At 74.8% G+C, this 26,825-nt stretch carries 25 protein-coding genes and 1 pseudogene; 7 read left to right on the top strand and 19 right to left on the bottom strand.

Features of this window, described 5'->3' with window-relative positions; all coding sequences use genetic code 11:
- Positions 1–66 precede the first annotated feature (66 nt).
- Together ABT006_RS10685 and ABT006_RS10680 are read left to right on the top strand one after the other, a co-directional pair.
- The gene (locus ABT006_RS10685; protein WP_350705031.1) at positions 67–546 is read left to right on the top strand and encodes a YbjN domain-containing protein; all 480 of its coding nucleotides are present in this window, start codon (positions 67–69) and stop codon (positions 544–546) included.
- Positions 543–2,372 (top strand): YbjN domain-containing protein, encoded by a 1,830-nt coding sequence (locus ABT006_RS10680; RefSeq protein ID WP_502890901.1) that lies wholly within the window; start codon positions 543–545, stop codon positions 2,370–2,372. Before ABT006_RS10685 ends, ABT006_RS10680 begins: the two co-directional genes overlap by 4 nt.
- Before the next feature lie 230 nt (positions 2,373–2,602).
- Here the strand turns inward: ABT006_RS10680 and ABT006_RS10675 are convergent, their stop codons facing one another.
- From ABT006_RS10675 to ABT006_RS10655, 5 genes are all read right to left on the bottom strand, one after another.
- The gene (locus ABT006_RS10675) at positions 2,603–4,291 is read right to left on the bottom strand and encodes a ribonuclease J (protein ID WP_350705029.1); all 1,689 of its coding nucleotides are present in this window, start codon (positions 4,289–4,291) and stop codon (positions 2,603–2,605) included.
- 52 nt (positions 4,292–4,343) lie between these two features.
- A complete protein-coding gene (gene dapA, locus ABT006_RS10670) occupies positions 4,344–5,270 on the bottom strand; it encodes a 4-hydroxy-tetrahydrodipicolinate synthase (RefSeq protein WP_350705028.1) in 927 nt (308 codons plus the stop codon).
- 46 nt (positions 5,271–5,316) lie between these two features.
- Positions 5,317–6,060 carry an FAD-dependent thymidylate synthase gene (gene thyX / locus ABT006_RS10665; RefSeq protein ID WP_350705142.1) on the bottom strand — a complete coding sequence of 248 codons (744 nt, stop codon included), beginning with the start codon at positions 6,058–6,060 and terminating at the stop codon, positions 5,317–5,319.
- Positions 6,061–6,719: 659 nt separating this feature from the next.
- Positions 6,720–7,373 carry a DUF2752 domain-containing protein gene (locus ABT006_RS10660; protein ID WP_350705026.1) on the bottom strand — a complete coding sequence of 218 codons (654 nt, stop codon included), beginning with the start codon at positions 7,371–7,373 and terminating at the stop codon, positions 6,720–6,722.
- Positions 7,370–8,599 (bottom strand): winged helix-turn-helix domain-containing protein, encoded by a 1,230-nt coding sequence (locus tag ABT006_RS10655; protein WP_350705024.1) that lies wholly within the window; start codon positions 8,597–8,599, stop codon positions 7,370–7,372. The genes ABT006_RS10660 and ABT006_RS10655 overlap by 4 nt, the downstream gene beginning before the upstream one ends.
- Before the next feature lie 78 nt (positions 8,600–8,677).
- Here ABT006_RS10655 and ABT006_RS10650 point away from each other — a divergent pair, with 78 nt between their 5' ends.
- Positions 8,678–9,229, top strand: coding sequence for a GNAT family N-acetyltransferase (locus tag ABT006_RS10650; RefSeq protein ID WP_350705022.1), 552 nt, complete (start codon positions 8,678–8,680; stop codon positions 9,227–9,229).
- On the opposite strand, the gene ABT006_RS10645 is transcribed toward ABT006_RS10650, so the two are convergent.
- On the bottom strand, positions 9,128–10,435 hold the full coding sequence (locus ABT006_RS10645) for a glycosyltransferase 87 family protein (RefSeq protein ID WP_350705020.1): 1,308 nt from the start codon (positions 10,433–10,435) through the stop codon (positions 9,128–9,130). The two genes, ABT006_RS10650 and ABT006_RS10645, sit on opposite strands and share 102 nt — an antisense overlap.
- A gap of 35 nt (positions 10,436–10,470) precedes the next feature.
- On the opposite strand from ABT006_RS10645, the pseudogene ABT006_RS10640 reads away from it, so the two are divergent.
- The 3 genes and pseudogenes from ABT006_RS10640 to ABT006_RS10630 form a co-directional block, all read left to right on the top strand.
- A pseudogene (locus tag ABT006_RS10640) lies at positions 10,471–11,046 on the top strand (GNAT family N-acetyltransferase); the annotation flags it as partial.
- 145 nt (positions 11,047–11,191) lie between these two features.
- Entirely contained in the window at positions 11,192–12,223 is a 1,032-nt protein-coding gene (locus tag ABT006_RS10635) for a sigma-70 family RNA polymerase sigma factor (RefSeq protein ID WP_350705018.1), read from the top strand.
- A 93-nt stretch (positions 12,224–12,316) separates the two neighbouring features.
- Positions 12,317–12,697 (top strand): VOC family protein, encoded by a 381-nt coding sequence (locus ABT006_RS10630; RefSeq protein ID WP_350705016.1) that lies wholly within the window; start codon positions 12,317–12,319, stop codon positions 12,695–12,697.
- Between the two features lie 49 nt (positions 12,698–12,746).
- Here ABT006_RS10630 and ABT006_RS10625 read toward each other — a convergent pair whose 3' ends face one another.
- The 7 genes from ABT006_RS10625 to truB all read right to left on the bottom strand — a co-directional run bounded on the left by ABT006_RS10625 (position 12,747) and on the right by truB (position 20,614).
- Positions 12,747–13,229 carry a GNAT family N-acetyltransferase gene (locus ABT006_RS10625; protein WP_350705014.1) on the bottom strand — a complete coding sequence of 161 codons (483 nt, stop codon included), beginning with the start codon at positions 13,227–13,229 and terminating at the stop codon, positions 12,747–12,749.
- A 108-nt stretch (positions 13,230–13,337) separates the two neighbouring features.
- A complete protein-coding gene (dapB, locus tag ABT006_RS10620) occupies positions 13,338–14,111 on the bottom strand; it encodes a 4-hydroxy-tetrahydrodipicolinate reductase (protein WP_350705012.1) in 774 nt (257 codons plus the stop codon).
- An 89-nt stretch (positions 14,112–14,200) separates the two neighbouring features.
- A complete protein-coding gene (locus ABT006_RS10615) occupies positions 14,201–15,625 on the bottom strand; it encodes a M16 family metallopeptidase (RefSeq protein ID WP_350705010.1) in 1,425 nt (474 codons plus the stop codon).
- 52 nt (positions 15,626–15,677) lie between these two features.
- Complete coding sequence (locus ABT006_RS10610; protein WP_350705008.1) at positions 15,678–18,062, bottom strand: polyribonucleotide nucleotidyltransferase; 2,385 nt, start codon at positions 18,060–18,062, stop codon at positions 15,678–15,680.
- 228 nt (positions 18,063–18,290) lie between these two features.
- Positions 18,291–18,560 (bottom strand): 30S ribosomal protein S15, encoded by a 270-nt coding sequence (gene rpsO, locus ABT006_RS10605; protein ID WP_043962418.1) that lies wholly within the window; start codon positions 18,558–18,560, stop codon positions 18,291–18,293.
- 181 nt (positions 18,561–18,741) lie between these two features.
- Positions 18,742–19,671, bottom strand: a complete 930-nt coding sequence (locus tag ABT006_RS10600; protein WP_350705006.1) for a bifunctional riboflavin kinase/FAD synthetase — start codon at positions 19,669–19,671, stop codon at positions 18,742–18,744.
- A 58-nt stretch (positions 19,672–19,729) separates the two neighbouring features.
- The gene (gene truB / locus ABT006_RS10595) at positions 19,730–20,614 is read right to left on the bottom strand and encodes a tRNA pseudouridine(55) synthase TruB (RefSeq protein ID WP_350705004.1); all 885 of its coding nucleotides are present in this window, start codon (positions 20,612–20,614) and stop codon (positions 19,730–19,732) included.
- 184 nt (positions 20,615–20,798) lie between these two features.
- Here truB and ABT006_RS10590 point away from each other — a divergent pair, with 184 nt between their 5' ends.
- Positions 20,799–21,824, top strand: a complete 1,026-nt coding sequence (locus tag ABT006_RS10590; protein ID WP_350705002.1) for a hypothetical protein — start codon at positions 20,799–20,801, stop codon at positions 21,822–21,824.
- Between the two features lie 27 nt (positions 21,825–21,851).
- Here the strand turns inward: ABT006_RS10590 and ABT006_RS10585 are convergent, their stop codons facing one another.
- The 6 genes from ABT006_RS10585 to ABT006_RS10560 form a co-directional block, all read right to left on the bottom strand.
- On the bottom strand, positions 21,852–23,177 hold the full coding sequence (locus tag ABT006_RS10585; RefSeq protein ID WP_350705000.1) for an MATE family efflux transporter: 1,326 nt from the start codon (positions 23,175–23,177) through the stop codon (positions 21,852–21,854).
- A gap of 76 nt (positions 23,178–23,253) precedes the next feature.
- Complete coding sequence (locus tag ABT006_RS10580; protein ID WP_350704998.1) at positions 23,254–23,499, bottom strand: hypothetical protein; 246 nt, start codon at positions 23,497–23,499, stop codon at positions 23,254–23,256.
- Between the two features lie 397 nt (positions 23,500–23,896).
- Positions 23,897–24,124, bottom strand: coding sequence for a P-loop NTPase family protein (locus tag ABT006_RS10575; protein WP_350704996.1), 228 nt, complete (start codon positions 24,122–24,124; stop codon positions 23,897–23,899).
- Positions 24,125–25,092: 968 nt separating this feature from the next.
- Positions 25,093–25,302, bottom strand: a complete 210-nt coding sequence (locus ABT006_RS10570; protein ID WP_350705140.1) for a DUF6186 family protein — start codon at positions 25,300–25,302, stop codon at positions 25,093–25,095.
- Positions 25,302–25,709, bottom strand: coding sequence for a hypothetical protein (locus ABT006_RS10565; RefSeq protein ID WP_350680576.1), 408 nt, complete (start codon positions 25,707–25,709; stop codon positions 25,302–25,304). Before ABT006_RS10565 ends, ABT006_RS10570 begins: the two co-directional genes overlap by 1 nt.
- An 86-nt stretch (positions 25,710–25,795) precedes the next feature.
- Positions 25,796–26,773, bottom strand: coding sequence for a DHH family phosphoesterase (locus ABT006_RS10560; protein WP_350705139.1), 978 nt, complete (start codon positions 26,771–26,773; stop codon positions 25,796–25,798).
- Positions 26,774–26,825: the final 52 nt, after the last annotated feature.

The following is a 26,825-nucleotide window of genomic DNA, read 5'->3' as shown; positions in this document are numbered from 1 at the left end:
CGTGTCCGCGCGTCGCAGCGCGGACCGCGCCGCTTCACGTGATATCTGCCTCAGAAGGGATGCCCGATGGCGTCGCCGGGAATCGAGGACGGTCCGGACGGCCCCCTGGCCGGACACCCGGCGGCGCTGCGACCGCTGACCGGTGAGCTGATCGCCGCCGTGCTGCGCAGCCGGGGATACGTGGTCCAGGCCGACGCGGACGGCGACCTGGTCGGCCGCTGGGCCGACAGCCTGATCTGGTTCCTGCGGCCGGGCGCCGCCGGTGAGCTGCTCCAGGTCCGCACCCTGGCCGCGCCGACGTTCCCGATCGAGTACGTGCCGGCGCTGCACGCCTTCTGCAACGCGTGGAACCACGACCGGCTCTGGCCGAAGGCGTTCGTGCACGTCGAGGACGACGGGCGGGCCCGGGTCTGCGGCGAGGTCATCACCGACCTGGAGCGCGGGGTCACCCCGCACCAGCTCGACCAGTTGCTCGACTGCGGCATCGCCACCGGCTGCCAGCTCGCCACCGAGGTCGCCCGGCTGCCCGGCGGGGTCGTGGCGTGACGGGCCGGGGCGGGGAGCCGGCCCCTCGCGGGCTGGACCTCTTCGGGCCGACCGTCCGGTGGGGCGGGCGGCGGCGCGGGGGCGGGCACCGGGACCCGGCGCTGGCCGAGGCCCTCGCCGACGCCCGCGACGCGCCCGACGGCGAGGCCCGCAGCGCGGAGCTGGAACGGATCGCCGCGCACGCCGACGCCACCGGCGACGACCGGTCCGCGGTGGAGGCCCGGTTCGCGCTGATCGAGGGCTGTCTGCTGCATGGGGAGCGGTGGCGGCTGGTCGAGCCGGTGCGCCGCTGCCTCGCCGCCGTCGACCGTCGCCCCGACCTGCTGCCCGGCCCGGACGCCGCGCTGCTGCTGCGCTACCAGCGGTACGCCGTGGAGGCCCTGCTCGGCAGCCCCCGGGTCGGGCTGGACCAGGCCCGGGCCATGCTGGACGATCTCGCCGCCCGGGCCGCCGCCCGCTCCCCCGTCCCGCCGGACGTCGGCGACGCAGCCGATCCGGCGGGCGGGACAGGCTCCGGCGGCGCCGCCCCGGTGGGCGCCACGGGCCACGCTGCCGCCCCGGCGGACGCCACGGGCCACGGCGGCGCCCCGGCGGACGCCACGGGCGACAGTCGCGCCAGCGGGTCGGGCGGGGACGCGGCGGTGGTCGCCGAGCTGCGCTGCCGGATCGCCGACCACCTCGGCGACGAGCCGGCCGCCCGGCGGTGGTTCGACCGCTGGTCGGCGGCCGGGGCAGGGCCGGCCGGCGGCTGCCCCGGCTGCGCGCCGGCCCGGCGGGCGGAACTGCTCGCCGGATGGGGCGACCACCGGGCCGCGCTGGACGCGCTGGCGGAGGCGCCGGCCGACACGGGCGGCTGCACCGAGCAACCCGAGCGGGCGCTGGCCGCCGGGCTGCTGCCCTGGCTGCGCGCCGGGGAGCCGGAGCGGGCGGCCGAGGCACACGTGCGGGCGTACCGGCGGCACCGGCGGGAGCAGGCCGCCTTCCCGTACCTCGCCGCGCACCTGCGGTGGTGCGCGCTGGGCGGGCACCCCGCCCGGGGGCTGGACGTCCTGGCCGAGCAGCTGCCCCGGCTGGACCGGCCGCACGACGACCTGTCCGCGATGGAGTTCGCCGCCGCCGGGGCGCTGGTCTGCGCGCTCGCCGTCGAGGCAGGGCTGGGGGCTCGGACGGTGCACCGACCCGGGTACGGCGACCGGCCGGCCGCCGACCTCGACGTGGCCACGCTCGGCACCACCCTGCTCGGGTTGGCCACCGCGCTGGCCGGCAGCTTCGACGCCCGCAACGGCACCGGCCACCAGTCCGGCCGGATCGCGTCCTGGCTGGCCGAGCGGCCGCTCGCCGCACCCGTGCCGCTGCCGCCCGACGACGCGCCCGACGACGACCCGGGCGACCCGGCCGACGACGGCCCGCCGGCCGACGGGGAGCCACGCCCGCTGAGCGTGGAGATGATCACGGCCGCCCTGGACCGGCGCGGGGACCACTACGCCGTGGACGCCGACGGCACCGTGGTCGGCCGGTGGGGCGAGGCGCTCATCCAGTTCCGCCGGGCCGGCGAGCGGGGCGAGATCCTCCGGGCGCGCGCGGTGGCGAGTCGCCGGCTGCCGGCCGACCGGCTCGCCGAGGCGTACGCGTTCTGCAACGCGTGGAACCACGACCGGCTGCTGCCGAAGGCGTACGTGCACGAACTCGGGGGCGAGCTGGTGCTGGCCGGCGACGTCAGCACCGACCTGGCGCACGGGGTGGCCCCGGCCCAGCTCACGGTCCTGCTCGACGCGGCCGTCGACACCGGCGTCGCGTACGCCGATGCCGTGGCCGAGCTGCCCTGACCGGCCGGGCGGGGCTCACGGGGTGAGGTCCGAAACCCGCCGGACGGCGGGCGCGGGACGGCATCTTCGTGCCGGGCGTGGTCGACGCGGAGACCATCGGGGCGCTGGTCGTCGGGATCGACGGGCCGGTCAACGTGCTCGAGCTGAACGCGCTGCTGGCCTGAGCCCGACGGGCCCACGACGACGCCCGCCGGCACACGGGGTGCGGGCGGGCGTCGGTGGAGCGGGGATCAGACCTCGACGACGGTGGGCACGATCATGGGCCGGCGCCGGTACGCGTCGTTCACCCACCGCCCCACGGTGCGCCGGACGATCTGCTGGAGCTGGTGCGGGTCGGTGATGCCGTCGGAGGCCGCCCGGTTCAGTGCCTCGGTGACCAGCGGGACCACCGGGTTGAACGCCTCCGGGTCCTCCGAGAAGCCCTTGGCGGAGACGGTGGGACCGCCGACCACCTTGCCGGTCACGGAGTCGACGACCACGGTGGCGGCGATGAACCCGCCGTCGCCGAGGATCCGCCGCTCGGTGAGCAGCGACTCGCTGACGTCGCCGACGGCGAGGCCGTCGACGTAGACGTAGCGGCTCTTCACGTGCCCGACGAGGCTGGCCCGGCCCTCGACGAGGTCGACGACGTCGCCGTCCTCGCAGAGCACCACGCGGTCGGGGGCGACACCGGACTCGATGCCGAGCCGGGCGTGCGCGCGCAGGTGCCGCCACTCACCGTGCACCGGCATCAGGTTGCTGGGGCGTACCACGTTCAGCAGGTAGAGCAGCTCGCCGGCGGGGGCGTGGCCGGAGACGTGCACCTTGGCCACGTCCTTGTGCACCACCACCGCGCCGGCCCGGGCCAGCCGGTTGATGACCCGGTAGACGGACGTCTCGTTGCCGGGCACCAGCGACGAGGCGAGCACCACCGTGTCGCCGGGGGCGATGGTGATGTGCCGGTGGTCGCCGCTGGCCATCCGGCCCAGGGCGCTCATCGGCTCGCCCTGCGAGCCGGTGGACATCAGCACGATCTGCTCGGGCGGCATGGTGGTCGCCTCTTCCAGCCCGACGACCAGTCCGGCCGGGATGTTGAGCAGCCCGAGGTCGCGGGCGATGCCCATGTTGCGGACCATGGAGCGGCCGATCAGGGCGACCTTGCGGCCGTGCTCGGCGGCGGAGTCGAAGACCTGCTGCACCCGGTGCACGTGTGAGGCGAACGAGGCGACGATGATCCGGCCGCGCGCCTTCGCGAAGATCGAGTCGAGCACCGGCCCGATCTCGCGTTCGGGGGTGACGAAGCCGGGGATCTCCGCGTTGGTGGAGTCCGACAGCAGCAGGTCCACGCCCTCGGCACCGAGCCGGGCGAACCCGGCCAGGTCGGTGATCCGGCCGTCCAGCGGGAGCTGGTCCATCTTGAAGTCGCCGGTGTGCAGCACCAGGCCGGCCGGGGTGCGGATGGCCACCGCGAGCGCGTCCGGGATCGAGTGGTTGACCGCGAAGAACTCGCACTCGAACGGGCCGAGCCGCTCCCGGCCGCCCTCCCGCACGGTCAGCGTGTAGGGCTGGATCCGCCGCTCGGCGAGCTTCGCCTCGACCAGGGCCAGCGTGAACTGCGAACCGACCAGCGGGATGTCGGGCTTGTGCGCGAGCAGGTAGGGCACCGCGCCGATGTGGTCCTCGTGGCCGTGGGTGAGCACGATCGCCTGGACGTCGTCGAGCCGGTCGAGGATCGGGCCGAAGTCCGGCAGGATCAGGTCGACGCCGGGCTGCTCCACGTCCGGGAAGAGCACCCCGCAGTCGACGACGAGCAGCTTGCCGTCGTACTCGAAGACGGTCATGTTGCGACCGATGGCGCCGAGCCCGCCGAGCGGGATGATCCGCAGCCCACCCTCCGGCAGCGGCGGGGGCAGTTCCGCCTCGATGTGCGCCTCGGTCACGCGTCCACCTCATTCTGCGGCGCCGTCACCCGGCGCCCGTCGTGTCGTTCGGTCATTCGGGCAGTTCCAGGCCCGCCGCCGCGCAGTCCGCGCGGAGCTGGGCGATCTCGTCGTCGGTCGCGTCGACCAGCGGCGGACGCACCGGACCGGCGGGCATCCCGGCGGCGGCCAGGCCGGCCTTCACCAGGATCACGCCCTGGGTGCGGAAGATGCCGGTGTACAGCGGCAGCAGCCGCCGGTGCAGGTCCAGCGCGCCGGTGTTGTCTCCCGCGTCGTACGCCTCGATCATCCGCTTGGTGAGCGCGCCGGTGAAGTGGGTCGAGGTGCCGACCACGCCGACGGCGCCCACGGCCAGCGCGGGCAGGGTCAGCGAGTCCTCGCCGCTGTAGAAGGCGAGGTTGGTGCGGGCGGTGACCCAGCCGGTCGCGGTCAGGTCGCCCTTGGCGTCCTTCACCGCGACGATCCGGCCGTGCTCGGCCAGCCGCACCATCGTCTCGGTGGCGATCGGCACGCCGGAGCGGTGCGGAATGTCGTAGAGCATCACCGGCAGCCCGGTGGCGTCCGCGACGGCGGTGAAGTGACGCAGCAGGCCGGCCTGCGGCGGCTTGTTGTAGTACGGGGTGACCACGAGCAGGCCGTGCGCGCCGGCCTTCTCCGCGCCGGCGGCCAGCTCGATGGTGTGCCGGGTGTCGTTGGTGCCGACCCCCGCCACGACCTTGGCGCGGTCGCCGACGGCCTCCACCACGGCCCGGATCAGGTGTTCCTTCTCCGCGTCGGTGGTGGTCGGCGACTCGCCGGTGGTGCCGTTGACCACCAGCGCGTCGTTGCCCTGCTCGTCCACCAGGTAGCTGGCGAGGCGCGCCGCGCCGTCGACGTCGAGTGAGCCGTCGGCGGTGAACGGGGTCACCATGGCCGTGAGCACTCGCCCGAAGGGGCGGGACACCGCCCGGGCGGGGGTGTCAGGGTGGTCGTGCGTCATGCCACCAACCTAGCGGACGACCACCGGCACCCCGCCGGGGAAGGGCTCAGGACAGCTCGGCGTGCGGGCTGGCGGCCACCTCGGTGCCGTCGGGCAGGGCCGAGATGACGAAGTCGGCGAAGACGTTCGGGGCGACCCGCTGGAGTTGCCGCAGGCACTCCACCGCCAGCTCGCGGATCTCGACGTCGGCGTGCTCGGTGGCGCGCATGGCGATGAAGTGCCGCCAGGCCCGGTAGTTGCCGGTGACCACGATCCGCGTCTCGGTGGCGTTGGGCAGGACGGCACGGGCCGCCTGGCGGGCCTGCTTGCGCCGCAGCGTGGCGTTCTCCACGTCCGCGAAGCGCCGCTCCAGCCCCTCCAGCAGCTCGTTGTACGCGCGCACGCTCGCCTCGGCGGCCTCCACGAACTTCTTGTGCAGCTCCGGGTCCTCGGCGATCACCGAGGGCTCGACCATGGCGGCGTCCCGTTCCGGCACGTACCGCTGGGAGAGCTGGGAGTAGGAGAAGTGGCGGTGCCGGATCAGCTCGTGGGTGAACGAGCGGGACACGCCGCTGAAGTAGAAGCTGACCGAGCCGTGCTCCAGCACCGAGAGGTGCCCGACCTCCAGGATGTGTGCGAGGTAGCCGGCGTTGGTGGCCGTGGCCGGGTTGGGCTTCTTCCAGCTCTGGTAGCAGGCCCGGCCGGCGAACTCGGCGAGCGCCTGGCCGCCCTCGGCGTCGGTCGACCACGGCACGTCGTCCGGGGCCTCGAAGTGGGTCCACGCGATGAGCTTGACCTGGGGCTGCACCATGTCCGGCATTCCTGGCACTGTAGTGGCCCGGCGGTCGCGGGGGAAAGTTGGGCTCACGGCCGAACGGGTCGTTGAGCTGCGAATGGTCGGACAGGTGCCGGTCCGCCTGACCGACACGTGGCCAAGATCTCGGCGCGCTCGGGCTGCCGCTGGGTGCGCGGCGACGCTGTCGAGCTGCCCTCACGGATGGGGCGGCCGCCCGAGCAGTCGGGACGCCGGCAACCACCACCGGTCGGCGGCGCGGACGACAGCGGCCACGACCGGGTCGGCGAGCGGAAGCGCCACCACCGGGTCGGGCGGCACGGAAGCGCCACCACCGCGTCGGGGGCGCGGGCGGCGGCCGCGAGCCCGGCGCGCAAGGAGGGTGCGCACCGACCCGCCGGTGGAACGCCAGGGGTGTCACGAGCCCTGCGTGACACCCCTGGCGTTCCACCCTGCGAGGTCAACGCCCGGCGGGCGGCCGGGCGAGGCGAGCAGATCCCACCACCCGTGGTGGTCCTACAGACGGGGCAGCTCGACAGGGTCGCAGCAGGGCACCGTGGGCTGCCGGAAGTCGATGGTGCGACGGGCCGGCGACCGCCGCGCCCGACCCACCCGACCCCGCCCGGGAACTCGGGAGGCGTGGGCCGCCTCGGGAGGCGTGGGCCGCGCCGGGCGGGTCAGACGTAGAGCGAGGTGAACGGCGCCCAGGGGAGGTTGCGTACGACCGAGAAGGCCAGCCAGGCGGCGAGGAAGCCGCCGATCACCTTCGAGCTGAGGTGCAGCTCGGGCAGGCGCCAGCCGAACGCCTGCTTCCCCGCCCAGGCGACGAAGAGGTAGGCCAGGAATGGCAGCGCGAAGACGAAGAGGAAGTGGTGCCGGGCGGCGGCCGGCAGATCGCCGTGCAGCATGTACCAGAGCGCGCGGGTGCCGCCGCAGCCCGGGCAGTCCAGCCCCGTGGTCAGCTTGAGCAGGCAGGTCGGCGCGGCGTCCGGCGCGGCGTGGGTCGGGTTGCTGAGCAGCGTGTAGCCGATACCGGCGGCGACGCAGCCGAGCGCGGCCAGCGGCACGGCCCAGCGCGGCGAGCGGTCGTAGAGGCGGACGACGAAGCGGGTCAGCCGGTCCGGCTCGGCCACCGGGTAGGGCGGCACCGGGTAGGGCGACGCCTGGCCCGCGGGCCAGGCACCCGCCTCGCCGGCCGGCCACGCACCCGGCCCGCCCGCCGGCACAGGGTCGGGCTGCCCCGCCTGAGACGCCTGGGGCGGGGCGTCGACCCCGCCGCTCCGCGGATGCGGCTGGGGGGCCGGCCCGTCAACGCTCGTCACGTGGCTCACCGTACACCGGCCACGCCCAGCAGCGCGGCGGCCAGCGGGGCGGCCAGGTCGCCGGCGGCGGGCGGCGCCACCGCGTCCAGGCCGAGCCAGCCGGCGAGGCGGTGCAGCTCGGCGGCGAGTGCCAGCGCGGTCTCGCCCGGATCGGCGCCCGGCTCGACCCAGGCGGCCGGCACCAGCAGCACCCCGGCCTTGCGATCGGCCTTCAGGTCGACCCGGGCGGTGAACCGCTCCCCCTGCAGGAAGGGCAGCACGTAGTAGCCGTGGACCCGCTGCGGCGCCGGGACGTAGATCTCGATCCGGTAGCTGAAGTCGAAGAGCCGCTCGGCGCGGGCCCGCTCCCAGACCAGCGGGTCGAACGGGCTGACCAGGGTGTTGCCGCGCACCCAGCGGGGCAGCCGCGCCCCGGCGTGCAGCCAGGCGGGCTGCCGCCAGCCCTGCACGGCGACCGGCAGCAGCTCGCCCGCCTCGACCAGCTCCGCGATGGCCTGCCGGGCGCCGGCGAGGGGCAGCCGGAAGTAGTCGCGCAGCTCCGGCTCCGCGGCCACCCCGAGCGACCGCGCGGCGATGGCCACCAGCGTGCGGTACGCCTCGGCGTCGGTCGGCGTGGGCGCGTCCAGCACGGTGGCCGGCAGCACCCGCTCCGGCAGGTCGTAGCGGCGGGCGAACGAGGTGGTGCGGTCGGCGGCGGTCACCTCGCCGGCCCAGAAGAGAAACTCCAGCGCCCGCTTCACCGCCGACCAGTTCCACCCCCAGTTGCCGGTCTCCCGGGGCGCGTCGTGCTCGATCTCGGCGGCGGTGAGCGGCCCCCGGGCGGCCACCTCGTCGCGGACCCAGGCGACCAGGCCGGGCTGCTCCTCGGCGATCCGGCGCATCCCGCCCCACGCCTCCGCGCGGGCCCGGGCCATCCGCCAGCGCAACGCCGGGTGCAACCCGACGGGGACCAGCGACGCCTCGTGGCCCCAGTATTCGAACAGCTCCCGGGGGCGTCGGTAGGCGGCGGTGTCGAGCAGCGACGTCGGGTAGGGCCCGAGCCTGCTGTAGAGCGGCAGGTAGTGCGCGCGTTGCAGGACGTTGACCGAATCCATCTGGATCAGCCCGACCCGGTCGAGCACCCGGCGCAGGTGTCGGCGGGTGGGCACGCCGGTGGGCGCGGGATCGGCGAGGCCCTGGGCGGCGAGCGCCACCCGGCGCGCCTGGGCGAGCGAGAGTGATTCCGGTGCGGCCATCGTCGGGCACCCTAATCCACGCGTACGACACCGGAGCGGACGCTGGACCGATCGCCCGCCGGGGCATAGAACGGACGCATGCTCACGATCCGCCGCGAGGAGCCCGAGGACGCCGAGGCGGTCGCCCGGGTGCACATCCACGGGTGGCAGGCCGGCTACGCGGGGATCATGCCCGAGGAGGTGCTGCGGCGACTCAACGTCGCGGCGTGGGCGCAGCGCCGCCGGGACCTCGGCACCGCCGATCCGGAGCACCCCTTCACCACCCTGCTCGCCGAGGCCGACGGGACGCTGGCCGGGTTCACCACGTTCGGCCCGTACCGGATCAACCAGGACCGGGGCGACCTCGACCTCGCGCACGGGGAGGTGGTGGCGATGTACGTCGAGCCGGCGCACTGGGGCGACGGCACGGCGGGGGCGCTGCTGGCCTCGGCCCGCGCCGGGCTGGCCGGGCGGGGCTGGTCCGACTACCGGCTCTGGGTGCTGGCCGACAACCACCGGGCCCGCCGGTTCTACGAGCGGGCGGGGCTGTCACCGGACGGTGAGCGGTCGACCTACCCGGTGCCGTTGGCCGGCGGGCGCCCGCCGGTCGGGCTCGTCGAGCTGCGGTACGCCGGACGCCTCGACGGCTGACCCGGCCGGCGTCGCCCAGCGGCGGCTGATCCGGCCTGCGCCGCCCACGCGACGGACCGGCAGGAACGCCAGCAGCGCCAGGCTGATCCAGACGTAGGTGTTGCTGCCGAGGAAGCCGTCGAGCCCGGTGAAGTCCTTCTCCCAGGCCCAGACGATCCGGCTGATCAGGAACCCGTACCCGACGATCGCGGCGCCCAGCAGGACGCGGCGCCGGCGGCCGCCGGCCGGTGCGGCCATGCCGTTGTCCACCAGCAGGATCAGCGCGGGCAGCAACCAGACCAGGTGGTGCACCCAGGTGACCGGGCTGACCAGGCACATCACCGCGCCGGTCAGCGCCAGGCCGGTCGCCTCGTCGCCGGCGGCCACGGCGGCCCGGGAGCGCCACGCCCACAGCACCAGCGTGGCGAGCACCAGCGCCAGCCAGGCCAGGGTGCTCGGGTGTTCCGGGTTCAGCCGGGCGACCACCCCGCGCAGCGACTGGTTGGAGACGAACGCCAACTCCCCCACCCGGCCGGTGTTCCACAGCGCCTCGGTCCAGAACTCCCGCGACGCGTCGGGGAAGAGCGCGGCGGCGAACAGGGTCGCGCCGGCCGCGGCGGCCATCGAGGTGACCGCGGCCCGCCAGCGCCGGGTGACCAGCAGGTAGACGATGAAGATGCCCGGGGTCAGCTTGATCGCCGTGGCCAGGCCGATGCCCACCCCGGCCCAGCGGTTGCCGGCCGGCAGCAGCCGGAGCAGGTCGACCGCGACCAGGAAGAGCAGCAGCATGTTGACCTGACCGAAGTTGACCGTCTCGCGCATCGGCTCGTACGCGGCGGCCAGGCAGAGCGCCACGGCGAGGGCGAACCAGCGGGTCCAGCCGGCCCGGCGGGAGATCGGGTCGACCAGCCACCAGAACAGCACGGCGGTGACCACCACGCTGGCGGCCACGCTCACCACGATCGCCGCCGACCACGGCAGGTACGCCATCGGCAGCATGACCAGGGCGGCGAAGGGCGGATAGGTGAAGCCGTACTGCGTGCCGGGCTTGAGGAAGTCGTAGATCTCCCCGCCGTCGTGCACCCACCACGTCAGCGCGCCGTAGTAGACCTTCAGGTCGAAGAAGCCGTGCCGGACGGCCGCCACGGACAGGAACGCGGCCACCGCGACGGCGAGCCCCACCACGCTCACGACCTGCCGGACCGTCTGTCGGGGACCCTGCGCCACCGTCGCCTCCCTCGCCCTGCGTAGGCTTCCGTCCCATGGCTCTCGGGTACGTCCGCCCGGCGCGTCCGGAAGACGCCGGCGAGATCGCACGCATCCAGCTCGCGACCTGGCGGGTCGCCTATCGCCGGATCCTGCCCCGGCACGTGCTCGACAACCTGGACGAGGCGTGGCTCGCCCGGCGGTGGAGCGCGGCGGTGCAGGAGCCGCCCTCCGGCACGCATCGGGTGCTCGTCGCCGTCGAACAGGCCGAGCAATCGTATCTGGTGGGGTTCGCCGCCTCCGGTCCGGCCGATGCCGAGGCACTCGCCCCGGGCGAGCCGGCCGAGGCGCTCGGGCCGGGCGTGGCGGCGGTGACCGACCTGCTGGTGGAGCCGCGCTGGGGGCGGCGCGGGCACGGCAGCCGGCTGCTCGCCGCGACCGTCGACCTGTGGCGCGCCGACGGGTTCGCCCGGGCGGTGGCCTGGGCGTTCGACGGCGACGAGGCGACCCGGAAGTTCCTGACCAGCACCGGCTGGGAGCCCGACGGCGCGGCGCGCGCCCTGGACGTGGAGGACATGCTCGTCCCGCAGCTGCGCCTGCACGTGGCGGTGCCGACGGAGGCGGACCCCGCGGACGCGACGCCGACGGAGGCGACGCTGCCGGACGCCCCGCCGGCCGGGTCGGTGCCGTCGCCGGCGCCCCCCGTGGACTGACGACACGCCTCCGCGCGGGCCCGGATCGGCGGACACTGTCGGGGGCGTCGCCTACCGTGACCCCATGACCGCAGCGACGGCGACCAGCGGAGCGGGCGTGACCCACGGCGGCCCGACCGGTCGCGACCCCGACGGTGCCGCCGGGCCGACGTCGGGCCCGGCCGACGCGGCGTTCGAGGCGCACCGCGTCGGGCTGACCGGTTACTGCTACCGGATGCTCGGTTCGATCTTCGACGCCGAGGACGCGGTGCAGGAGACGCTGCTGCGCGCCTGGCGCGGGCACGACGGCTTCCAGGCCCGGTCCTCCACCCGGACATGGCTCTACCGGATCGCCACCAACGTCTGCCTGGACCAGTTGCGGGGGCGGGCCCGGCGGGCCCTGCCGATGGAGTTCGGCGGGCCGGACGAGCCGGTCCTCGCCGCGCTGGGCGCGCCGGCGTCCGAGCGCTGGGTGGGCCCCGCACCGGACGCGGCCGTGCTGCCGGCCGGTGACCCGGCGGCGGTGGCCGAGGCCCGCGAGTCGGTCCGGCTGGCATTCGTCGCCGCTCTGCAACACCTGCCGCCCCGGCAGCGGGCCGTGCTGATCCTGCGCGACGTGCTGCGCTGGCGGGCCGACGAGACCGCCGAGCTGGCCGGCGCCTCGGTCGCGGCGGTGAACAGCGCGCTCCAGCGGGCCCGTGCCACCCTGGCCGCCCGCGACGGGCTGCCGGGCGCCCCGCTCGACGGGCGGCAGCGCGACCTGCTCGACCGCTACGTCGCCAGCTTCGAACGCTACGACATCGACTCGCTCGTCGCGCTGCTGCGGGAGGACGCGGTGCAGAGCATGCCGCCGTTCGCGCTGTGGCTACGCGGCCCGGGGGACATCCGGCGGTGGATGCTCGGCCCGGGTGCCGAGTGCCGCGGCTCACGGCTGGTGCCGGTGTCCGCCAACGGTGGCGCCGCCTTCGCTCACTACCGCCCCGACCCGGCAGGCGGGCACCGGCCGTTCAGCGTCCACGTGCTCGATTTCTCGGCGGGGCGGATCAGCCGGCTCACCCACTTCCTCACGCCGGAGCTGTTCGCGCGGTTCGGGCTGCCGCCCCGCCTCGATCCCTGAGCCGGGCCGCCGCGCCCGCCCCGACCCGCCGGGCGATGAGTTCCGCAGGCCCGGGCCGTCCACCCCTCGTACGCCACGACAAGGAGGAGCGACATGTTCACGGACACGAAGGCGATGAGCAGTTTCGCGGTCGACGACGTCGACCGGGCGCAGCGGTTCTACGCCGACACGCTCGGCCTGCGGGTGTCGCGGGACGACGCCATGGGCGGCCTGCTGACGCTGCACGTCGCCGGCGACCGGGACATCCTGGTCTACCCGAAGGATGACCACACCCCGGCGACCTACACGGTGCTCAACTTCCCGGTCGACGACATCGACCGGGCCGTCGACGAGCTGACCGGGCGCGGCGTCCGGTTCGAGCGCTACCCCGGCATGCCGCAGGACGACAAGGGCGTCATGCGCGGCCAGGGGCCGTCGATCGCCTGGTTCACCGACCCGGCCGGCAACATCCTCTCGGTGCTCCAGGAGGGCTGACGCGGTGACCCGCGCGTCGACCGCGCCCCACCCGTGAACCGGCGGGCGGTCAGGCGGAGGCGGCGGGGCGCAACTCGGCGACCAGTTCGTCGTCCTCCATGGCGCCGGTGGGCGTGAAGCCCAGGCTCGTGTAGAGCCGGGCGGCCGAGGCGTTGTCGGGGTGGTAGGAGAGCCGGACGGGGTGCCCGCCGTCCTGGGCGGCGAGCCACGCGGCGAGGGTGCGCACGGTCGCCCGGCCGACGCCGCGGTCCTGCTCGGCCGCGTCGACGACCATGCCGCCGATCCAGCGCGAGCCGTCGTCGTCCACGCCCCACATGACGTGCCCGACCACCGTCTCGTCCGCGTACACGGCGAGCGAGTTCCAGACGTCGGAACGCATGGTCAGCAGCAGGTAGCGGGCGGCCAGGGCCGGCACCCAGGCGCGCTGGTCGTCGCGGGGGGCGACGTCGGCCACCGCCCGCCAGTTGTCGTCGTCCACGGGGCGCAGGGTGACCCGGCGGCCCGCCCGGTCGAGGATGCCAGAATCGATCACCCGGGCAGCCTAGGAGCCGCCCGGCAGCCACGCGACGGGATTCCCCCGGTGGTGAGCTGCATCTCGCCCATCAGGTGGCTGGGGACGAGGACGGCCCGACCCTCGGCGTCAGTCGAGCAGGGCGTCCAGGCCGACGGTCAGCCCCGGCCGGTTGCGGACCGCGCGGACGGCCAGCAGCACGCCGGGCATGAACGACGCCCGGTCGTACGAGTCGTGCCGGATGGTCAGCGTCTCGCCGGTGGTGCCGAAGAGCACCTCCTGGTGGGCGACGAGGCCGGTGGCGCGCACGGCGTGCACGCGTACCCCCTCGATGTCGGCGCCCCGGGCGCCCGCCACCTCGTCCTTGGTCGCGTCGGGCACCGGGCCCAGCCCGGCCTCGGCGCGGGCCGCGGCGATCAGCCGCGCGGTGTGCGTGGCGGTGCCGCTGGGCGCGTCCAGCTTGCGGGGGTGGTGCTGCTCGACGATCTCGACCGACTCGAAGTGCCGGGCCGCGCGGGCGGCGAACTGCATCATCAGCACCGCGCCGATGCCGAAGTTGGGGGCGATCACCACGCCCACGCCGGGCTTGCGGGCCAGCCAGCCCCGCACCCGCTCCAGCCGCTGCTCGGTGAAGCCGGTGGTGCCGACGACGGCGTTGATGCCCTGGTCGATGCACCAGTGCAGGTTGTCCATGACGACGTCGGGAGTGGTGAAGTCGACGACCACCTCGGCCCCGGCGTCGGAGGCGTTGAACAGCCAGTCGCCCTGGTCGACCATGGCCACCAGCTCCATGTCGCCGGCGGCGTCGACGGCCTTGCACACCTCGACGCCCATCCGGCCCCGGGCGCCCAGCACGCCGACCCGGATCGGCTCGTCCGCGCTCTTCTCCTGCTCGTCAGTCACGGGGCACAACCTATCCCAATCGGGACGTCCACATCCCGCCGGACCCGAGGCAGGGCCCGGCCACGGGCGCGGACGGGTGGCGCGGCCGGTCAGCGGGCGGAGAAGTCGCCCTCGCCGAACGGGCCGACCACGGCCAGCGACATCGGCCGGCTCAGCAGCTCGGCGGCGAGGGTGTTCACGTCGGCCACGGTGACCGCGTCGACCCGGCGGAGCAACTCGTCGACCGGCATCAGGTCGCCGTAGAGCAGCTCGCCCTTGGCCAGCCGGCTCATCCGCGAGCCCGTGTCCTCCAGGCCCAGCACGAACGAGCCCTTGCTCATCCCCTTGCCGCGGGCCACCTCGGCCTCGGTCAGGCCGTCGGCGGCCACCCGGGCGAGTTCGGCCCGGGTCAGCTCCAGCACCTCGTCCACCTTGCCGGGCGCGCAGCCGGCATAGACGGCGAAGAGGCCGCTGTCGGCGTACTGGCTGGCGTAGGAGTAGACCGAGTAGGCCAGGCCGCGCTGCTCGCGGATCTCCTGGAACAGCCGGCTCGACATGCCGCCGCCGAGGACGTTGTTGAGCACGCCGAGGGCGAAGCGGCGCTCGTCCAGCCGGTCGATGCCGGGGCAACCGAGGATGACGTGCGCCTGCTCGGTCTCCTTCGATTCCACCAGCATGGCGGCGGGCCTGGTGCGTACCGCCGGGGTGGCCGACCGGTGCGGCGCCGGCACCGCCGGGTCGGTGTCCAGCGGGGTGCCGCGCAGCGCCTGGCGGACGAGCTTCACCACCGCGGTGTGGTCCAGGTTGCCGGCGGCGGCGATGACGATCTGCGGGGCGGTGTAGCGGCGGCGGTAGAAGCCCTGGATCTGCCGCCGGGTCATCGGGGTGACCGTCTCCTCGGTGCCGGAGATCAGCCGGCCCAGCGGGTGGTCGCCGTAGACCGCCCGGGCGAAGAGGTCGTGCACCTCGTCGCCGGGCTCGTCGTCGTGCATGGCGATCTCTTCGAGGATCACGCCCCGCTCGGTCTCCACGTCGGCCGGTTTCAGCACCGAGTCGGCGACCAGGTCGCACATGACGTCGATGGCCAGCGGCAGGTCCTCGTCGAGCACCCGGGCGTAGTAGCAGGTGTATTCCTTCGTGGTGAAGGCGTTGGTCTCGCCGCCCACCGCCTCGATCTCGGAGGAGATGTCCAGGGCGCTGCGCTTGTTGGTGCCCTTGAACAGCAGGTGCTCCAGGAAGTGCGCCGCGCCGGCCTGCGGGCCGGTCTCGTCGCGGGAGCCGACCGCGACCCAGATGCCGAACGACACGCTGCGCATCGCCGGGATCGCCTCGGTGAGCACGCGCAGCCCGCTGGGCAGCACGGTACGGCGTACCGTGCCGCCCAGCGGGTCGTCACTGATCGTGCGGGTCACCGCCCGGGAGGCGCCGCCGGAGCGGGCCCCCCCGGTGCTGCGGAACGCGGCGTCCGAGGGGCCCGGGAACGAGGCCACCCCCCGTCGATCCGGCGGAAACGGCGCACGAACGGCCCGACTCACGTGTTGTTGCTCCCAGATCGACGAGGGGTGGGTGGTGCGGTGTGCTGGTGCGTCAGCTGTGCCGGGTCCGGCGGCGCGGACGCTCGCCGCCCTCGCCACCCTCGCCGCCGCCCTGGCCGCGCTCGCCGCCGCCCGGGCCACGACCGCCCCGGTCGCCGCCGCGCTCGCGGTCGCCGCGGTCGCGCGGACCCCGGTCACCCCGGTCCCGGCCGGCCGGACGCTCGCCACCGGCGGCCTCGCCGGCGGCCGGCGCCTCGGCGCCCTCCGGGCGGACCTTGTCCAGGTAGATCTTGCCGCGCTGGTCGATGTCGGCGATCTCGACCTCGACCTTGTCGCCGACGTTGAGGAAGTCCTCGACCTTCTCGACCCGCTTGCCGTCGCCCACCTTGGAGATGTGCAGCAGGCCGTCGCGGCCCGGCAGCAGCGAGACGAACGCGCCGAACGCGGCCGTCTTCACCACGGTGCCGAGGAACTTGTCGCCGACCTTCGGCAGCGTCGGGTTGGCGATCGCGTTGATCCGCTCGACCGCGGCCTGGGCCGACGGGCCGTTGGTCGCGCCGACGTAGATCGTGCCGTCGTCCTCGATGGAGATCTCGGCGCCGGTCTCGTCCTGGATGGCGTTGATGGTCTGACCCTTCGGGCCGATCACCATGCCGATCTTGTCCACCGGGATCTTGACGGTGGTGACCCGCGGGGCGTAGTCCGACATCTCGGCCGGGGCCTCGATGGCCCGCTGCATCACGTCGAGGATGGTCTGCCGGGCCTCGTGCGCCTGCTGGAGCGCGGCGGCCAGCACGTCCGACGGGATGCCGTCGAGCTTGGTGTCGAGCTGGAGCGCGGTGACGAAGTCCCGGGTGCCGGCGACCTTGAAGTCCATGTCGCCGAACGCGTCCTCGGCGCCGAGGATGTCGGTCAGCGTCACGTACTGGGTCTTGCCGTCGACCTCGTCGGAGATGAGGCCCATGGCGATGCCGGCGACCGGCGCCTTCAGCGGCACACCGGCGGACAGCAGGCCCAGCGTCGAGGCGCAGACCGAGCCCATCGAGGTGGAGCCGTTGGAGCCGAGCGCCTCGGAGACCTGCCGGATGGCGTACGGGAACTCCTCGCGCGACGGCAGCACCGGGATCAGCGCCCGCTCGGCGAGCGCGCCGTGGCCGATCTCGCGCCGCTTCGGCGAGCCGACCCGGCCGGTCTCACCGGTCGAGTACGGCGGGAAGTTGTAGTTGTGCATGTAGCGCTTGGACTTCTCCGGGGAGAGGGTGTCCAGCGACTGCTCCATGCGCAGCATGTTCAGCGTGGTGACGCCCAGGATCTGCGTCTCGCCGCGCTCGAACAGCGCCGAGCCGTGCACCCGCGGCAGCACGCCGACCTCGGCGGTCAGCGGGCGGATGTCGCGCGGGCTGCGGCCGTCGATGCGGACCTGCTCGCGCAGCACCCGGTTGCGGACCTCGGACTTGGTCAGCGACCGGAGGGCGGCGCTGAGCTCCTTCTCCCGGCCCTCGAAGCGCGGGCCGAGCTCGGCCAGCACGCGGGCCTTGATCGCGTCCAGGGCCTCCTCACGGACCGCCTTGCCGGCGATCTGCAGGGCCTCGGCGACGTCGGCGCGGGCCACGTCGGCCACCGCGTCGTACGCGTCGTCCTGGTAGTCCAGGAAGACCGGGAACTCGGCGACCGGCTTGGCGGCCACGTCGGCCAGCTCGCTCTGCGCCCGGCACAGCTCGCGGATGGCCGGCTTGGCGGCCTCCAGGCCGCTCGCCACGACCTCCTCGGTCGGGGCGGGGGCGCCGCCGGCGACCAGCGCCACGGTGTGCTCGGTGGCCTCGGCCTCGACCATCATGATCGCGACGTCGCCGTCGGCCAGGGCGCGGCCGGCCACCACCATGTCGAAGGTGGCCCGGGCCAGCTCCTCGTGGGTCGGGAAGGCGACCCACTGGCCGTCGACGTGCGCCATCCGGGTCGCCCCGATCGGGCCGGAGAACGGCAGGCCGGAGAGCTTGGTCGACATCGACGCGGCGTTGATCGCCACGACGTCGTAGGGGTGCTGCGGGTCGAGCGCGAGGACGGTCTCGACGACCTGGACCTCGTTGCGCAGGCCCTTGACGAACGACGGGCGCAGCGGCCGGTCGATCAGCCGGCAGGTGAGGATCGCGTCCTCGCTGGGGCGGCCCTCACGGCGGAAGAACGAGCCGGGGATGCGGCCCGCGGCGTACATCCGCTCCTCGACGTCGACGGTCAGCGGGAAGAAGTCGAACTGCTCCTTCGGCTGCTTGCCGGCGGTGGTGGCGGAGAGGACGACCGTCTCGCCGAGCTGGGCGATGACGGAGCCGGCGGCCTGGCGGGCCAGCCGGCCGGTGGAGAAGGTGATCTCACGGGTGCCGAAGGACCCGTTGTCGATCACGGCGGTGCGGGATTCGGTGCCGAGGTTGGTCTCGGTCATGGTGCTGTCGTGCTCCTTCGCATCGGGGGCCCACGACGCGGGAGCTGCTCAGACGGCCGGTCTTCGATCGAAGCGCCCGGGTGGCCGGCGAGATGCCGGGGTGCCCGGGGGCCACTACCGGAGACCGGTACGCTGACCCGCTCCCTTTCTCGGGTGGTCGCGCGGCCCTGATTTTCGTGTGGTACCGGAGCGGGGGAGCGGCCCGAGTCAGGCCACTCCCCCGTCACGTCACCGGCGCAGACCGAGCCGCTCGATGAGCGACCGGTAGCGGTTGATGTCCTTCTTCTGGACGTAGTTGAGCAGCCGACGGCGACGGCCGACCAGCAGCAGCAGCCCGCGGCGGCTGTGGTGGTCGTGCTTGTGCACCTTCAGGTGCTCGGTGAGCTCGGCGATCCGCTTGGTGAGGACCGCGACCTGCACCTCCGGCGAACCGGTGTCGCCCTCGGCGGTCGCGTACTCCGCGCGGATCTTGGCCTTGGCTTCCTGGTCGAGCGCCATGTTCTCCCTGTTTCGTGGGTTGTTCGATGATGTCCGTCGGATCGGTCGGTGGACCGGAAACGGACCGGTACCTCGCACCCGCGGCGTCGTGCAGGCACGCGAGGCCCCACGTCGGTCAGCCGACGTCCCCGCCAGACTACCAGTACGGCCGGGCGCCGGCCGGTCAAGGGCCGCGAGGCGGTCAGTCGAGGGCCCGGCGGGTGCGCTCGACGTCCTGCCCCATCTGGGCGATCAACGGCTCGATCGCGTCGTATCGGATCTGCCCGCGCAGGTGTGCCACGAAGTCCAGCGCCAGCCGCTCGCCGTAGAGGTCGCCGTCGAAGTCCAGCACGTACGCCTCCACCCGCCGCTCCCGCCCCGAGAAGGTCGGATTGGTGCCGACCGACACCGCCGCCCCCAGCGGTTCGGCGTGGCCCCGGCGCACCAGCCGGGCGGCGTAGACGCCGTCGGCGGGCACCGCCGCGTGCCGGTGACAGAGCAGGTTGGCGGTGGGGAAGCCCAGCTCGCGGCCGCGCTGGTCGCCGCGGACCACCACGCCCTCCAGCCGGTGCGGGCGGCCGAGCGCGGCGGCGGCGGCCCCCACGTCCCCCGCGTCGACGCAGGAGCGGATGTACGTGGACGAGAAGACGGTGCCCGCCTCGGCGACCAGCGGGGCCCCCTCGACGCCGAAGCCGAAGGTGCGGCCGAGGCGCTCCAGCAGCGCCACGTCGCCGGCCGCGCGGTGCCCGAAGCGGAAGTTCTCCCCCACCACCACCAGGGCGGCGTGCAGGTGCTCGACCAGGATGTCGTGCACGAACGCCTCGGCGGGCAGCCGGGAGAACTCCGGGGTGAACGGCACCACGCACAGCACGTCCACGCCGAGCGCCTCGATCAGCTCGGCCTTGCGGGCGGGCTCGGTGAGCACCGCCGGGTGCGAGCCGGGGCGGACCACCTCGGCCGGGTGCGGGTCGAAGGTGACCACCACCGACTGCACGCCCAGCTCGCGGGCCCGTGTCACGGCGTGCCCGATGGTCGCCTGGTGCCCCTTGTGCACGCCGTCGAAGACGCCGATGGTGACGACCGACCGCCCCCAGCCACCGGGCGCCGCGTCGTACCCCCGCCACCGCTGCATTGCGCTCCTCCCTGCCTCCGCGGCGGCCCACAAGGGCCGCCGGTCCCCCGCCCCGCCGTCAGGCGGGGGCGAGCACGATCTCCGCGCGGGCCCGGCCGTCCCGCTCGCTGACGATAGCGATCAGCCCGCCGTCGGGACCGAAGACCGCGTAGGGGCCGGGAATGCCGGCCGGGTCGAGTGGCCCGCCGTGGGAGAGCACCTTCGCCTCGTCGGCGCCGGCGTCGCGCCGCGGGAAGAACCGGTCGGCCGCCGCGGCCAGCGGCAGGTGGACCACCTCGGGCGCGCGCCGCTCCAGCTCGTCGAGGGTGGCGGCCTCCGCGAGGGTGAAGCCGCCGACGGCGGTACGCCGCAGCGCGGTCAGGTGCCCGCCCACCCCGAGCGCCAGGCCCGCGTCCCGGGCGATGGCCCGGATGTACGTCCCGGAGGAGCAGGTCACGTCGATGTCGACGTCCACCACGTCGGGGGTGTCCCGGCGTACGGCCAGCAGGTCCAGCCGGGAGACGGTGACCCGGCGGGCGGGCAGCTCGACGCTCTCCCCCTCGCGCACCCGCTTGTACGCCCGCTGCCCGTCGACCTTGATGGCGCTGACCGCGCTCGGCACCTGGTCGATCTCGCCGGTCAGCGCGGCGAGGGCGGCTCGGATCGCCTCGTCGGTGACCTGCCCGGCCGGGGTGGTGGCGATCACGTCGCCCTCGGCGTCGTCGGTGACGGTGGCCTGGCCGAGCCGGACGGTGGCCGTGTAGCTCTTGTGCGCGCCGATCACGTACGTGAGCAGGCGGGTGGCCCTGCCGGCCCCGATCACCAGCACGCCGGTGGCCATCGGGTCGAGGGTGCCGCCGTGCCCCACCCGACGGGTCCGCGCCAACCGGCGGATCCGCGCCACCACGTCGTGCGACGTCATGCCGCCGGGCTTGTCCACCACGATCAGACCGTCTGCGCTCACGACACCCAAGCCTGCCAGACCGGCTCGGACGCCCCGTCGCCGCCGTACGCGGGTCGGGCGGACGGCCGGCGCGGCGTCCGCCGGTCGGACAGCACTGCCCGACGGCGACCGAACGGGACCACGGCGGCGCGCGGCGGGTGCGAAGATCATGCGCCCCCTCCACCCACCCCACCTGGACAGCCGAATGAGCACCGACCAGCGGCCGAGCGAGCCGACCGCGCCTTTCGACCCGTACGCCGACCAGCCCGCGGAGCCGGTCCGCGTCCCGACCTGGATGCGCGAGCCGGAGACGGAGCACACGCTGACCCGCCCGGAGCGGTTGCGGCTGGGCTGGGCGAGGCACAGCGGGAAGCTGCTGGGCGGCGTCGCCGCCCTGGTGACGCTTTCGTTCCTCGCGGTGGTGGGCACCATCGGATTCGGCGTCTACGAGCGGGTCCGCGACAACGAGCCCATCCTGCCCGACCGCCGGGCCGTGCCCGGCCAGGTCCGTCCCACCGACGCCGACGGCAACTCGGTGAGCCCGTGGGCGGCCACCCCGGCGGAGTCGTTCGCCGCCGGGAAGGACGCCATCGTCCTGCCGCCGGCGAAGGCGGCCGCGCCGTTCACCGCGAAGCAGGTCGCCGACGGCCTGGCGAAGGTCCGGCAGGCGCTCGTCGAGGGCCGCGTCGACAGGTCGATGCTCGTGGTCAACGACCCGGAGCCCTTCCTCGGGCTGATCGCGCCGGACAACCGGGACGAGGTCCGGCGCGACCTGGCCGACGGCGCGGCGCTGAACTACGTGACCCGGGTTGACGACGAGGCCGACCCGCGGCTGGACAACGCCGACACGGTCCGCGCGCGGGGCACCGTCACCTACCGGGCAACCACCGACCCCGACGGCATCCGGGTGCTGGAGATCACCACCAGCTTCATCTGGGTCTACCACTTCGACCTCTGGCGGGCGCAGGAGTACCCGCCGGGAGCCGAACTGGTCACCGTGCGCGACGAGGTGGTCTGGCACGTCCCGCACCCCGACGACGTCCGGTCCTCGTCCCGTGGGCTGTGGGTACACGAGGCGGCGAGCACCCTCTACAACGCCGACTGCGCCGGGATCAAGCGGGGGTTCCTGGCCCTCGCCCCCGAGGAGCCGCTGCGCAGCCGGCCCTCGGCACGGCCGACCGGCAACGTCTACGACCCGGGCTGGCGGCCCGGCGACGGCGAAAGCTGCTGACCCGCGGGAGCGCCCGGACGGGTGTGGTCAGCGCACCGCGCCGACCACGGCCCAGCCGCCCGAGCGCAGCCGCAGCAGCAGGGCGACCAGCCGGATCACCACGAACAGCGTGAGCCCGGCCCAGATGCCGCCGAGCCCGAGGTCGAGCCCGTACGCCAGCCAGATGGCGGGCAGGAAGCCGCCGAGGGCGGCCACGATGGTCAGGTTGCGCAGGTAGCGGACGTCCCCGGCGCCGATCAGCACGCCGTCGAGGGCGAACACGACGCCGGCCAGCGGCTGCATCGCCACGAACCACGGCCAGGCCAGCATCGCCTGGTCGCGTACCTGCGGATCGGAGCTGAACCAGCCGGGGACGACGCCGGCGCCGGCGGCGATGACCACCGCGAACGCCACGCCGCAGGCGCCACCGAGCAGCCCGATCCGGCGGGCGAGGGCCCGGGCCCCGGCGTCGTCGCCGCCGCCGAGCGCGGCGCCGACCAGCGACTGGGCGGCGATGGCGAGCGCGTCGAGCACCAGCGCGGTGAAGAACCAGAGTTGCAGGGCGATCTGGTGGGCGCCCACGGCGGCGGCCCCGAAGCGGGCGGCCACGGCGGTGGCGGAGAGGAAGCTCGCCTGGAACGCGGCACCCCGGATCAGCAGGTCCCGGCTGAGCACCAGTTGCTGCCCGATCAGCCGCGGCCGGGGCCGCAGCGGGACCCGCTCGGCGACCAGCGCCCCGGCGAAGAGCGCCCCGCCGATGGTCTGGGCGACCACGTTGGCCACCGCGGAGCCGACCAGGCCGAGGCCGAGCGGGTAGACCAGCAGGGGGCAGAGCACGGCGGAGAGGAGGTTCGGCCCGAGCACGAACGCCAGCGGCCGGCGGGTGTCCTGCACGCCGCGCAGCCAGCCGTTGCCGGCGGCGGCGAGCAGCAGGCCCGGGGCGCCGAGCGCCGCGACCCGCAGCCACTGCGCGGCGGCGTCGGCCACCTCGCCAGGGCCTCCGGCGAGCGTACGCGCCAACGCCCCGCCGCCGACCTGCATGCCGACCGCGACCAGCACGCCCACCCCGAGCGCCAGCCAGGAGGACTGCACGCCCTCGGCGACGGCGGCGGCCCGGTCGCCGGCCCCGAAGCGCCGGGCCGACCGCCCGGTGGTGCCGTACGCGACCACGGTGCCGAGCCACGCGATGAGGGTCAGCACCGTGCCGCCGATGGCGAGCGCGGCGAGCGGCACCCGGCCGAGGTGCCCCACCACCGCCGTGTCCACGAGCACGTAGAGCGGTTCGGCGGCCAGCACCACCAGCGCCGGCAGGGCGAGGGCGGCGATCCGGCGGGGTGACGCGGCGGGGGCGGCGGCGACGGCTGGCTGACTCATCGCCGCCGATCCTGGCACGGGCACGGTAAGGATCGCAAGCAATCAGATCACTTACCGGGTAACAGGTGGACGACGGTCACGGCACCGAGCAGAAGCACTCCCCCGACGGCCACCGCCACGGGCAGCGTCTCGCCGACGAGCCACCCGGCGAGCAGCATTGCCGACGGTGGCAGGCCCGGCCGCGGGGCCGCAACGGCTGCCGGTGGTTCTCTCGTTCGGTGAGGCGGTCGAAGAAGACGACCACCTCCACGTGGGAGAAGGCGGCGAGTCCGGTGAGGCAGCGGTCGCCGAACCGTGGCTCGACCAGGATGGTGCTCGCCACGTCGCCCCAGTGGTCCGAGTTCCCCGGATCCGCCCGCCCGTTATGGACCGTTCCGATCGAGATCACGGTGACGGCCCCCCGATCGCGCGGCGCTCGTCGGTTCCGCGAAGAGCTGGACGGGGTACGACTGATCTTCAGCAGCGCCCGCCGGACGAACGCCAGACGGGCGGCAAGGGTGCCTGGCCGGGCGGGTGGACGTCACCATCGCCGGCGACGACGAGCCGGTCCTCACGTTGCAGCGGGCCTGGTTCCTCGACGCCGTCGCGGCCGAGACCGCCGAGGCGCAGTTGCGACTGGAGGCCGCCGCCCACCTTCCCGGCCGCCCGGCGCCGACACGACGGGGAGACCGGGCACGGAACTCGTCGCGACGGGCCATCCGGTGGACGGCAGGGCGGGCTCAGGCCGTGGGCAGCTCGGCGAGCCAGCGGCGCACCTCGGCGCGGCTGCGCAGCCGGACCACCGGCAGCGCCGGCGCGTGCGTGGCGACCGCGGCGAGCAGCCGGGGCCGGGACCGGCGCGGGTAGCGCCACACGTACCGGAGGAACTCGGCGTCGATCGTCTCCGGACAGCCGGGCGGGAGGTCGGGGCGGGCGGTGGCGCGGTACGCCCACCGGCGGCGCAGCACCCGGCCGAGGCAGAGCAGCCGACCCGGGTCGCAGAGGACCAGCAGGTCGGCGCGGGGCAGGCGGAGGTCGAGGGGTGCCGCCGTAGTTGCCGTCCATCACCCAGGACGGCCGGGCGGCGAGTTCGGCGACCGCGGCACGCCAGCGGGCGTCGTCGGGAGCCACCCAGCCGGGCTGCCAGAAGTGCTGGTCGAGGTGGATGAGCGGCAGGTCGAGCCGGCGCGCGACCTCGCGGGAGAGGGTGCTCTTACCGGCGCCCGAGCTGCCGACGACGAGGATCCGGCGCATGCGGGGACCGTACCGACGCACCGGCACGGCCGCCAGGGCTCCCGGCTCCGGGCCGGCCGCCGGCAGCGCCACGGCCCGCGGTGGGCGGGGCGGTGTCCGGCTCGCCCGGAGCGTCGGCCTTCCGACGTCCGGGTCGGCCACCCGCCCAGCGGCAGCCGGCGGGTCGGGCGTCGGCCGTGGAGAGCGGCGGACGCCCGCGGCCGGCGGTCGACGCCGGCTGGGCGGTGACGCTGCCGGCGGCGGACGCCGGCAGCGTCACCGCCGGTCGGCCTGGGTCACTGACGGGTGTCCATCGAGGTCTGCAGCGCGCGGCGCATCTGCTCGCGGGCCTCGTCGGTGGTCTCGGGCTTGGGCTTGCTCGGCATGGTGGTGGTCCCCTTCCAGGGCGCGGGCAGCCGCCGACGCGACGGCGGCCCTCGCGGGCGGCGTGCTGAACGCCCGGCAGCGGTCCGGGGTCACCGGAGCGGCTGGTGGGCAGCGTGTGAGCCCGGGTCGGTCCGACCCTGGAGGGAGGCGTTGCCGGGTGTGGCCCCACCGCCCACGACCGGCACCGCCACACGGCGCCGGCCGATTCCCAAGTTATCGTTCAGGTCCACATGCTGCCCACGGTTCCCGCGATCTGGACTCACATTGCTCCGCCGGGCCGTCCCGGTTCCCGGACCGGCGGAGGGAGGCCGGCGGGTCAGCGGGCCAGGAAGTGCCAGCCAAGCCACCACCAGAAGCCGAAGAGCCCGATCCGGCCGACGGGCACCGCCCCCACCTCGTAGCGCATCACGTACGCGCAGACCTCGCCGAGCGTCGGGATCCGGGAGCCCTCGCGCCGGGCCGCCCACTCGACGGCGGCGAAGAGCACCAGCGCCGCCAGGAAGCCGCCGATCGCCAACGCCCGCATCATCGCCGCACCAACCCCCAGAACGCGGACAGCCAGGCCAGCCAGGCGGCCGACCGGACCAGCCGGTCCTCCAGCATCGGATCCGCCAGCCGGGAGAAGGTGGGGAAGTCGTCCCCGACCGCCAGCACGAACGTGGCCCCCTCGAAGACGCCGAAGACCACCACCGGAAGGGCCCACCAGGCCGCCGGGGCGCCGAGCCGGCGCGGGGCGGGCCGCCGGGGCACCCGGTTGCTCAGACCCAGCCAGATCAACACGCCGCCGGTGCCGAGGGTCCAGAGGTTGGCCTCCGTCGAGAACGACGGGAACCGGCCGCCGACCAGCGAGAGGCAGACGAGCACCGGCACGGTGACGGCGGGACGGTCCCAGGCGCGGGGCGCCTCGACGGTGAGGTCGTGGGGCTGCTCCATCCCGCGATTCTCCCCGGACTCGCCGAGCCCGGGAAGACGGACACTCCCCGGAGCTGACCCTGATCTTCCCGTGCGGGCCCGCCGGGTCAGCGCCGGTCGGGCCCGGTCAGCGCGCCGTCGAGCTCCGCGCGGATCCGGTCGACGACCTCGTCGACCGTCCCCCGCCCGGTGAACCCGGCGGCGAAACGGTGCCCGCCGCCGCCCAGCGCGACCGCCACCCGGCTGACGTCCACCGCGCCCTTGCTGCGCATCGACACAGCCCAGTCGCCGGTCGCGGTCTGCTTGACCACACAGCTCACGTCGGCCTCGGCGGTGCACCGGACCGAGTCGATCAGCGCCTCCAGCACGTACGCCGGCTGGTCGTGCCGGGCCAGGTCGTCCTGCGTGGCGTACGTCCAGACCAGGCCGTGCCCGACGGCCGCGGCCGGCTCCAGGCGCGCCCGGCCGAGCACCTCGCCGAAGAGACGGACGGCGCCGAACGGCCGGGTGTCGAAGATCCGGCGGGAGATGTCACCGGGGCGGATGCCGGTGGCGATCAGGCGGGCCGCGAGCTGGTGCACCGCCGGCGTGGTCGCCTCGAACCGGAACGAGCCGGTGTCGGTGCTCAGGGCGACGTAGAGGCACTCCGCGATCTCCGCGTCCAGCGCGACGCCGAGCCGGGAGAGCAGTTCCTCGGCGACCACCGAGGTGGCCGCCGCGTGCGGGTCCACCAGGTTGACCCGGCCGAAGCGGGTGTTCGACGCGTGGTGGTCGAGCACCAGCGCGCCGCCGGCCGCGCCCAGCCGGTCGACCAGCTCGCCGAGCCGGGACTCGCTGGCCGCGTCGAAGCAGACGACCAGATCCGGGTCCGGGTACGCCTCGGTCGCCGGCACGAGCAGGTCGAGCCCGGGCAGGCCGCGGAACGGCTCGGGCACCTCCGGCGGGCCGGGGAAGGTCGCCTGCATCCGTCGTACGCCCAGCCGGCGCAGCCCGAGCCCGAAGCCGAGCATGCTGCCCAGCGCGTCGCCGTCCGGGTTGACGTGGCAGATCAGCAGCACCCGCCCGTCCGGCGGCAGCCCCCGCACCGCCGCGACGGCCGCCGCCCAGTCCGCCTCGGCGGGGCCGGAGTCGGCCGGT

This window comes from Micromonospora sp. NPDC002717 (assembly GCF_040295705.1).
Classification (GTDB): domain Bacteria; phylum Actinomycetota; class Actinomycetes; order Mycobacteriales; family Micromonosporaceae; genus Micromonospora.
The sequence above is the reverse complement of the archived record's forward strand: the minus strand, read 5'-3'. Positions and strand labels throughout refer to the sequence as shown.